The 6,351-nt window shown below is 42.0% G+C and carries 11 protein-coding genes; 5 read left to right on the top strand and 6 right to left on the bottom strand.

Translation table 11 applies throughout. The features are described from left to right. Positions 1–55 precede the first annotated feature (55 nt). Complete coding sequence (locus tag BGL89_RS03570) at positions 56–178, bottom strand: hypothetical protein (RefSeq protein ID WP_286824475.1); 123 nt, start codon at positions 176–178, stop codon at positions 56–58. 217 nt (positions 179–395) lie between these two features. Between BGL89_RS03570 and BGL89_RS03565 the strand changes: the two genes are divergently transcribed. The 4 genes from BGL89_RS03565 to BGL89_RS03550 all read left to right on the top strand — a co-directional run bounded on the left by BGL89_RS03565 (position 396) and on the right by BGL89_RS03550 (position 2,554). Next, a complete protein-coding gene (locus BGL89_RS03565) occupies positions 396–695 on the top strand; it encodes a type II toxin-antitoxin system HigB family toxin (RefSeq protein ID WP_286824474.1) in 300 nt (99 codons plus the stop codon). After that, positions 679–1,098 carry a helix-turn-helix domain-containing protein gene (locus tag BGL89_RS03560; RefSeq protein WP_286824473.1) on the top strand — a complete coding sequence of 140 codons (420 nt, stop codon included), beginning with the start codon at positions 679–681 and terminating at the stop codon, positions 1,096–1,098. The genes BGL89_RS03565 and BGL89_RS03560 overlap by 17 nt, the downstream gene beginning before the upstream one ends. Before the next feature lie 149 nt (positions 1,099–1,247). Further along, positions 1,248–2,141 (top strand): beta-carotene hydroxylase, encoded by an 894-nt coding sequence (crtR, locus tag BGL89_RS03555; protein ID WP_286824472.1) that lies wholly within the window; start codon positions 1,248–1,250, stop codon positions 2,139–2,141. Between the two features lie 95 nt (positions 2,142–2,236). After that, complete coding sequence (locus BGL89_RS03550; protein WP_286824471.1) at positions 2,237–2,554, top strand: hypothetical protein; 318 nt, start codon at positions 2,237–2,239, stop codon at positions 2,552–2,554. Here BGL89_RS03550 and BGL89_RS03545 read toward each other — a convergent pair whose 3' ends face one another. From BGL89_RS03545 to rplI, 4 genes are all read right to left on the bottom strand, one after another. After that, on the bottom strand, positions 2,555–3,109 hold the full coding sequence (locus BGL89_RS03545; RefSeq protein WP_286824476.1) for a hypothetical protein: 555 nt from the start codon (positions 3,107–3,109) through the stop codon (positions 2,555–2,557). Between the two features lie 137 nt (positions 3,110–3,246). After that, positions 3,247–4,047, bottom strand: a complete 801-nt coding sequence (gene xth / locus BGL89_RS03540; protein ID WP_286824470.1) for an exodeoxyribonuclease III — start codon at positions 4,045–4,047, stop codon at positions 3,247–3,249. Positions 4,048–4,069: 22 nt separating this feature from the next. Beyond that, positions 4,070–4,654: a chromophore lyase CpcT/CpeT gene (locus BGL89_RS03535; protein ID WP_286824469.1), complete on the bottom strand. Its 585-nt coding sequence runs from the start codon at positions 4,652–4,654 to the stop codon at positions 4,070–4,072. Between the two features lie 99 nt (positions 4,655–4,753). Beyond that, on the bottom strand, positions 4,754–5,212 hold the full coding sequence (rplI, locus tag BGL89_RS03530; RefSeq protein ID WP_012264300.1) for a 50S ribosomal protein L9: 459 nt from the start codon (positions 5,210–5,212) through the stop codon (positions 4,754–4,756). A gap of 317 nt (positions 5,213–5,529) precedes the next feature. On the opposite strand from rplI, the gene BGL89_RS03525 reads away from it, so the two are divergent. Further along, positions 5,530–5,817: a YggT family protein gene (locus BGL89_RS03525; RefSeq protein WP_061430502.1), complete on the top strand. Its 288-nt coding sequence runs from the start codon at positions 5,530–5,532 to the stop codon at positions 5,815–5,817. Here BGL89_RS03525 and BGL89_RS03520 read toward each other — a convergent pair. Then, complete coding sequence (locus BGL89_RS03520; protein WP_286824468.1) at positions 5,814–6,254, bottom strand: hypothetical protein; 441 nt, start codon at positions 6,252–6,254, stop codon at positions 5,814–5,816. The two genes, BGL89_RS03525 and BGL89_RS03520, sit on opposite strands and share 4 nt — an antisense overlap. Positions 6,255–6,351 lie beyond the last annotated feature (97 nt).

Genomic DNA, 6,351 nt, shown 5'->3' with positions numbered 1-6,351 from the left:
GGTGGGGAGATGGTCGGAAATTTTCCTAATTCCCCACCCTTTGTGGTTAAAAGCTTTAATTGTGCTGCTGTCTTTGTAATTGCTCGATCGCGTTGGGGGATAAATCGGTAAATCGGGCAATTGCGATCGCAACTGGTGCGAGGGTGAGGGGTTGGTCAAGGGATTGTTTAAGGGGCATATTCTGAATTGAATTTGCTGACAATACCTGTCATTTTGTCAAGAATTTTGTTATTTATATTTCTTATACTTCATCTAGCTATTGATTACTCGATTGGGGATTCGGGGCGATGCGCTTTTCTGGGGTTCGATTCGGATCGGTCAAATTGACATACACTATAATTATTAGAGTGATCCATGTTTATTTAGGTTAAAAAGAACAATAAAACTAGCGATCGATGCACGTGATCAGTAAAGTTAAATTACGAGAGTTTTGGGAACGCCACTCGGACGCAGAAGACGCTCTGACCGATTGGTATAACTTCGCTAGTAAGGCTAACTGGAAAAATTTAGTAGAGGTTCAAGGTCGCTACCCGAAAGCGGAGGCGGTGGGAAATTTTACAGTTTTTAATATCAAGGGAAACAAATACCGTTTAATCGCTGACATCAATTATTCTCGTCAAACCATTTTCGTTAAATATATTCTAAGTCACCCTAAATACAATAAGGAGAACTGGAAAAATGATACCTACTTCTAATCCATTAACCTATGGTGATTTACTGTTGCAGTATCAACCGAAACCGATTAATAACTCGCAAGAATACGAGCGATTTTTAAGCATAATTGAAGGGATGATGTCACGGGAGTTAATCAATGACGAAGGACTATTATTTGATTTACTGGTCTTATTAGTGGAAGAATACGAGCGGAAACATTATCCGATCGCCCGAACAAGTCCTACCGCTACCTTAGAATCTTTACTTGATGAATTCGAGATCGATAGGGAGTGTCTTATCGATATTTTCGGCGATCGGGATAGGGTAGAATCGGTGATGCTGGGGAAACAGGCGATCGCCCCCTCTCAAGCCGAGTCTCTAGCCGAATTTTTTAATTGTTTAAGTGCGAAACTGGCGTTAAGCGCCCGTGATTTTCTCTTGTAGCCTCGCTTTTCCTTCGGGAACCATATAACAAATCCTTACTTTCCTCATAACTTTAGATTAATTAAGATAATGTTACAAAACTTTATGAAAAAGGCGTAGTATGATAATTTACGCCAGTAAAGCGAACACAATAAGGAGCAACACCCATAATGCAGTCGGCCGAGATGTTGCTGACAGTCCCCAAAGAGTATTTAAAAGCACCGGGGGGCTTCAACCCAAACGTTACCATGTTTTTTAGTGCCTTGAGCCTAATAACCCTATCTACCTGTGGCTATTGGCTATGGTCTTGGCCCGACTGGATTTGTTTTAGTGCTAATGTCCTCGCTTTACATTTATCGGGGACAGTTATCCACGATGCCTCTCATAATTCTGCCCATAGAAATCGGACATTTAATGCTATTTTAGGTCATGGCAGTGCTTTAATGCTCGGTTTTGCCTTTCCGGTCTTCACTAGAGTCCATTTACAGCACCACGCTCACGTTAACGATCCCGAAAATGATCCGGATCATTTTGTCTCCACTGGTGGACCTTTGTGGATGATTGCGGCCAGATTTTTTTATCACGAGATTTTCTTTTTTAAGCGGCAACTCTGGCGAAAATACGAACTGCTGGAATGGTTCCTCAGTCGTCTTTTTGTTGCTATCATAGTCGTCGTCGCCTGTCAATATGGTTTTATTGGCTATGTGATGAATTTTTGGTTTGTTCCCGCTTTAGTGGTGGGAATTGCCCTCGGTTTATTTTTTGATTATCTCCCCCATCGTCCTTTCCAAGAGCGTAATCGTTGGAAAAATGCCCGCGTTTACCCCAGTCCTCTCTTAAATCTGCTGATTTTAGGGCAGAATTATCATCTCGTGCATCATCTCTGGCCGTCGATTCCCTGGTACAAATACCAACCGGCATACTATGCCACTAAACCGCTTTTAGACGCAAAAGATTGTGAACAGTCTTTAGGCCTACTGCAAGGTAAGAATTTCTGGAGTTTCCTCTACGATGTCTTCTTGGGGATTCGCTTTCACTCCCATTCCTCTAAATCTAGCTCATAGCAGTTATCGTAATGGTGAGGTAGAAAGTTTTCCTTTTGGGGAGTCGGTATCTGTACTGGTTTTGTTGTCAACTTGATTTTTTGAAGGAGGATTTTATGGGTCAACATTGGGGAAAAGCCTTAATTTTAACAACAACTTTCTTGACAATTAACATCGATTATGCTAAGTCTTTAACCTTTGGTGAGGCCGTTGGTATTGGAGCGGGGGCCTTGTTAATCAACCGAGCGGTACAGGATAATAGACAACGTTATCGATTTGTGCCACCAGAGCAAGAATTTCAGCGCGGACTAGAGGACGGGTTTAACTTTGCCCGCTATGATAATCCGCGCAATTCCAGGGACTACGATGACGGTTTTATCGAGGGACGAAGACGCCGGGAGTCGGGTTGGTCCAGTCCCAACCGGAGAAACTAATTATTTTTTTGGTCTGCGTCCCACTTCGGCGGTTTCTTGAATGGAAAATATCCTCAATTTGCCGTCGATGGGAGCGACTTTAGCCACCGCTGCCGATGCCACTATATAGTTATCACCCTCGATGTTGGTAATATTGACTACCCGCTCGCGAGTGATTATCGCCATCTCGTCATTAGCAAGAATATCCACATCCCAATTCTCAGAAAGAACCTCCATACTTTTAATATTTTTGTAGGATTCCTCTAAAAATCTTTTATGTTCCGTGATGCCATCTAACTCAAAAATTTCGGTACTAGCATCGGTTTTAATGGTCAATTGCGAGGAAATAAATGGGGCATAGTGTTTGAGGATTAGGGCGATATTTTTATCTTTAATAGCGGTTTTAATGTCTTCAATCATTGCTTTAATTTCCGCTTCGCTGATTTTTTGTCCCCAATCGCTACTACTCGATTGTTTCACTGGCACTATCGAGGGATTAGCGTGGACAAAAGCGGGGGAGATGCTGGGGAGAAGGGATAAACCGAGCAATAGAACAATTAATTGGGGAGAACGCATAATTAATAAACTTGGTAAATTCAACCCGAATCATAGCATTTTCTCGTTACCGAATAAATCCTCAAGCTGAAAGTCCCCGGTTAGGGAAGCTAAGAGAGCAAAATTCTGGCTGTGCAAAGTCTAGGTTGATCCTTTAGCTATTTTTTGTTTGATATTTCCAGAATAACAGGGGTATGATCGCTAGGTTTTTCTTGTTTTCTGGGTTCTCGATCGATCAGACAATTAACGGCTTTTTCGTATAGCTGAGGAGTTAAATAAAGATGATCGATTCGCCAACCTCGGTTACGAGAAAAACCACCGCTGCGATAATCCCACCAACTATAATGTCCTGCTGCCGAGGTGAATTTTCTAAAGGCATCTTGTAAACCAATTTCTAAGACCTTTTCTAAAGCTTCTCTTTCTTTAGCTGAAGACATAATATGATTTTCTTTGCCCTTGGGATCATAAATATCTTTATCTTCTAAGGCAATATTAAAATCTCCGCAGATACATAATTCTTGAGGTTGAGAATTAATAATTTTATCTAGATATTTCCTAAGAGTTTCTAACCATTTAAGCTTATAAATATACTTATCACTATCTAGGGAAGAACCGTTAGGAACGTAGAGATTAATAATCCGAATATCGCCGATTACTCCAGTAATTAAACGTTTCTGTTCGTCTAGTTCTCCCGTTAAATTTTCGCCGATAATTGGACTAAATCCCATAGTGATATCGCTCATGGGTTTTCGGCTAAAAATCGCCACACCATTATAGGCTTTTTGTCCAGAAATATAGAGATGATAACCCAAAGATTCAAAAGCTTCTCTGGGAAAATCTCGATCGATTACCTTGGTTTCTTGCAAGCACAAAACCTCAACGGGATTGAGTTGTAACCAGTTAATTACCTGCTCTTGTCGGCTGCGAATCGAGTTGACATTCCATGTGGCGATTTTCATAGCTAAAAACCGAGAATTTTTCTCACACTTCCTCAGCAAAACTGGCGCGACGCACAAACTCAAAGGGACCGGCGATCGAACCCCAGACTAATTGATCGGTTTCGGGATCTAAACCGCGATCAACGCTAATTAATCCCCGTTCACTAATTTCAAAACTATTATCTAAATAAGTCATTCTATCTTTGCGAAAGACTAAACATTGTTTACCCGGTTTCACCACCCCTTTAAAACTGTTACCTGTCCAAGTTACATTCATATCACAACCCAGCATCGGTTCTAATAGGTCTAAGGTGAGATTTTTGAGACGCTGGGGTTCTCTAGAAGCACCAAAAAAGTTAGCTTCCTCTTTAACTTTAAAGTTTTCTAGTTCAATATGATCATCGACTACCGACAATTTAAATACTCGCAAACGATAGGGAGTATTGAGCATAAAATCGTAGGCCTGCTCTAAAAATAAGCTGGTTCCCTTCAGTAATTCATCGGGCAAAGGACGCATACACACGCGAATATGGGCAAAAAAAGGCGGATTAGCAAAAGCTTGTTCTTGATTACTAAAATCCGCCGCCATCCAGCGCGCTAGGGTTTTTATGTCCGTGGAATGAGTCATAGTTTTTGAGATGTGAATGGCTATTAGCTATCAGCCATCAGCTAGTTAATCGCTCTGATAAATTTTCACTGATTACTGATAACTATGCCCCGACAATTGTTATTGTGCAATTACTTTAATTTCGATATCGGCACTAACTTCGGGATGGAGTTTGACTTGTACTTTATAGACTCCCAATTGACCGATATCGGGGACGGTAATACCACGGCGATCGATTTCTAATTTAGCATTTTCTAGAATAACCGTAGCCACATCTTGACTGGTGACAGTACCGAAAATTGCCTCGTTTTCACCCACCTGTTTAGGGATGCTGTAGGGACTGAGTTTTTCGATCGCAGTTTTTCTGGTTTCCGCTTCTTGTTTTTCGGCCAGAAGACGTTGACGCTCTTTTTCTTTCCTAAATTCTGCCTGTTTAATCGCACCCTTGGTGGCTAAAACGGCGACACCTTGGGGGATAAGGTAATTGCGCGCATAACCGGGGGCCACTTCCACCACATCGCCATTTTCGCCTAATTTGCTGACTTTTTGATTGAGGATAACCTGCATTCGTTTCGCCATGATCTTGACCTAAAACAATAGTTCCAAAACCCCTATCATACCATGCAATCGTTTTTATGTGTCCTCCCATCCGGACCGTCAGTTAACTATGGAAAAACTACTTGAACAATCCGAGTCTCCCGAAAAGGAAAACTTCGTACCTCACCATTAAGATAACTGCTGTATCCAGTTTTCTTACCCGGTGTCCGTCAACCCCGATGAATGCCGATAGCCAGTTAAAACCAGTAAGACAGGGCGGCGAGAATAACTAAAGACTATTTTTTTGGTAAGATCAAAGCTAAACTAACCATCACGCCTTCTTGAGGAAAGATTTATTTATGAGCGATATAGGGTTTATTTTGACGATAATCAACAATTTCCTGCAAATTTACTCGGTAATCCTAATTGTTAGGGTTTTACTGACTTGGTTCCAAAATGCCGGTTGGGCCTATCAGATTATGTCTTTTCTCAGTCCGATTACCGATCCCTATTTAAACCTCTTTCGCTCGATTATCCCACCCCTAGGCGGGATGGACTTTTCCCCGATTCTCGCTTTTCTGCTGCTCAACGTTGTTCAGAGTGTCGTAGCCACAGGGGCCAGTAGTTTGGTCAGTAGCAGTTTCTAAATCCGCGGATCAACACTACTGGTAAAACCGGAAGCTTTGAATTTTTCCAGTCGCAAGGGGGTTGGTTGATTGGTAGAAACAGAAATTCTGATCTCGAAATCACTAATCCCCGGTGGCACTTCTGGAATTGCCCCGACTCGGCTACGATTTTGTAAAGCTGGTTCCCCGTTAGCATCGTAAATCCGACCAAAAACATCGGCATCATAGACGGTTTTTCCAGAATTATTTTTAGCTTTGCCGGTGATTAAAAAACAATTAGCCGGAAAACTGGTTCCCCCACTGGTGACACTCCCCTCGGCTAATTCGGGGGGACATTCTTTATAAGATACATCTAATAGTTGAATTGGGGTTAAAGCTTGAGCAGTAGGGATGATAAGCCAGCTAGACAGCCAGAAGAGAACAGAAAGCAGTAAAACGGTGAGCGAGCGTGGTGTCATCGAAAATTTGGGTCTGAAACCCCGTCGTTCTACGACGGCTTTACCGTTAAATATTAGCACATTTACGGAATATATGCTAAAATGCTCCCCATGGAAA

The organism is Microcystis sp. LSC13-02, from assembly GCA_002282935.1.
Taxonomy (GTDB): domain Bacteria; phylum Cyanobacteriota; class Cyanobacteriia; order Cyanobacteriales; family Microcystaceae; genus Microcystis.
This window is presented reverse-complemented; position numbering and strand designations above follow the sequence as displayed.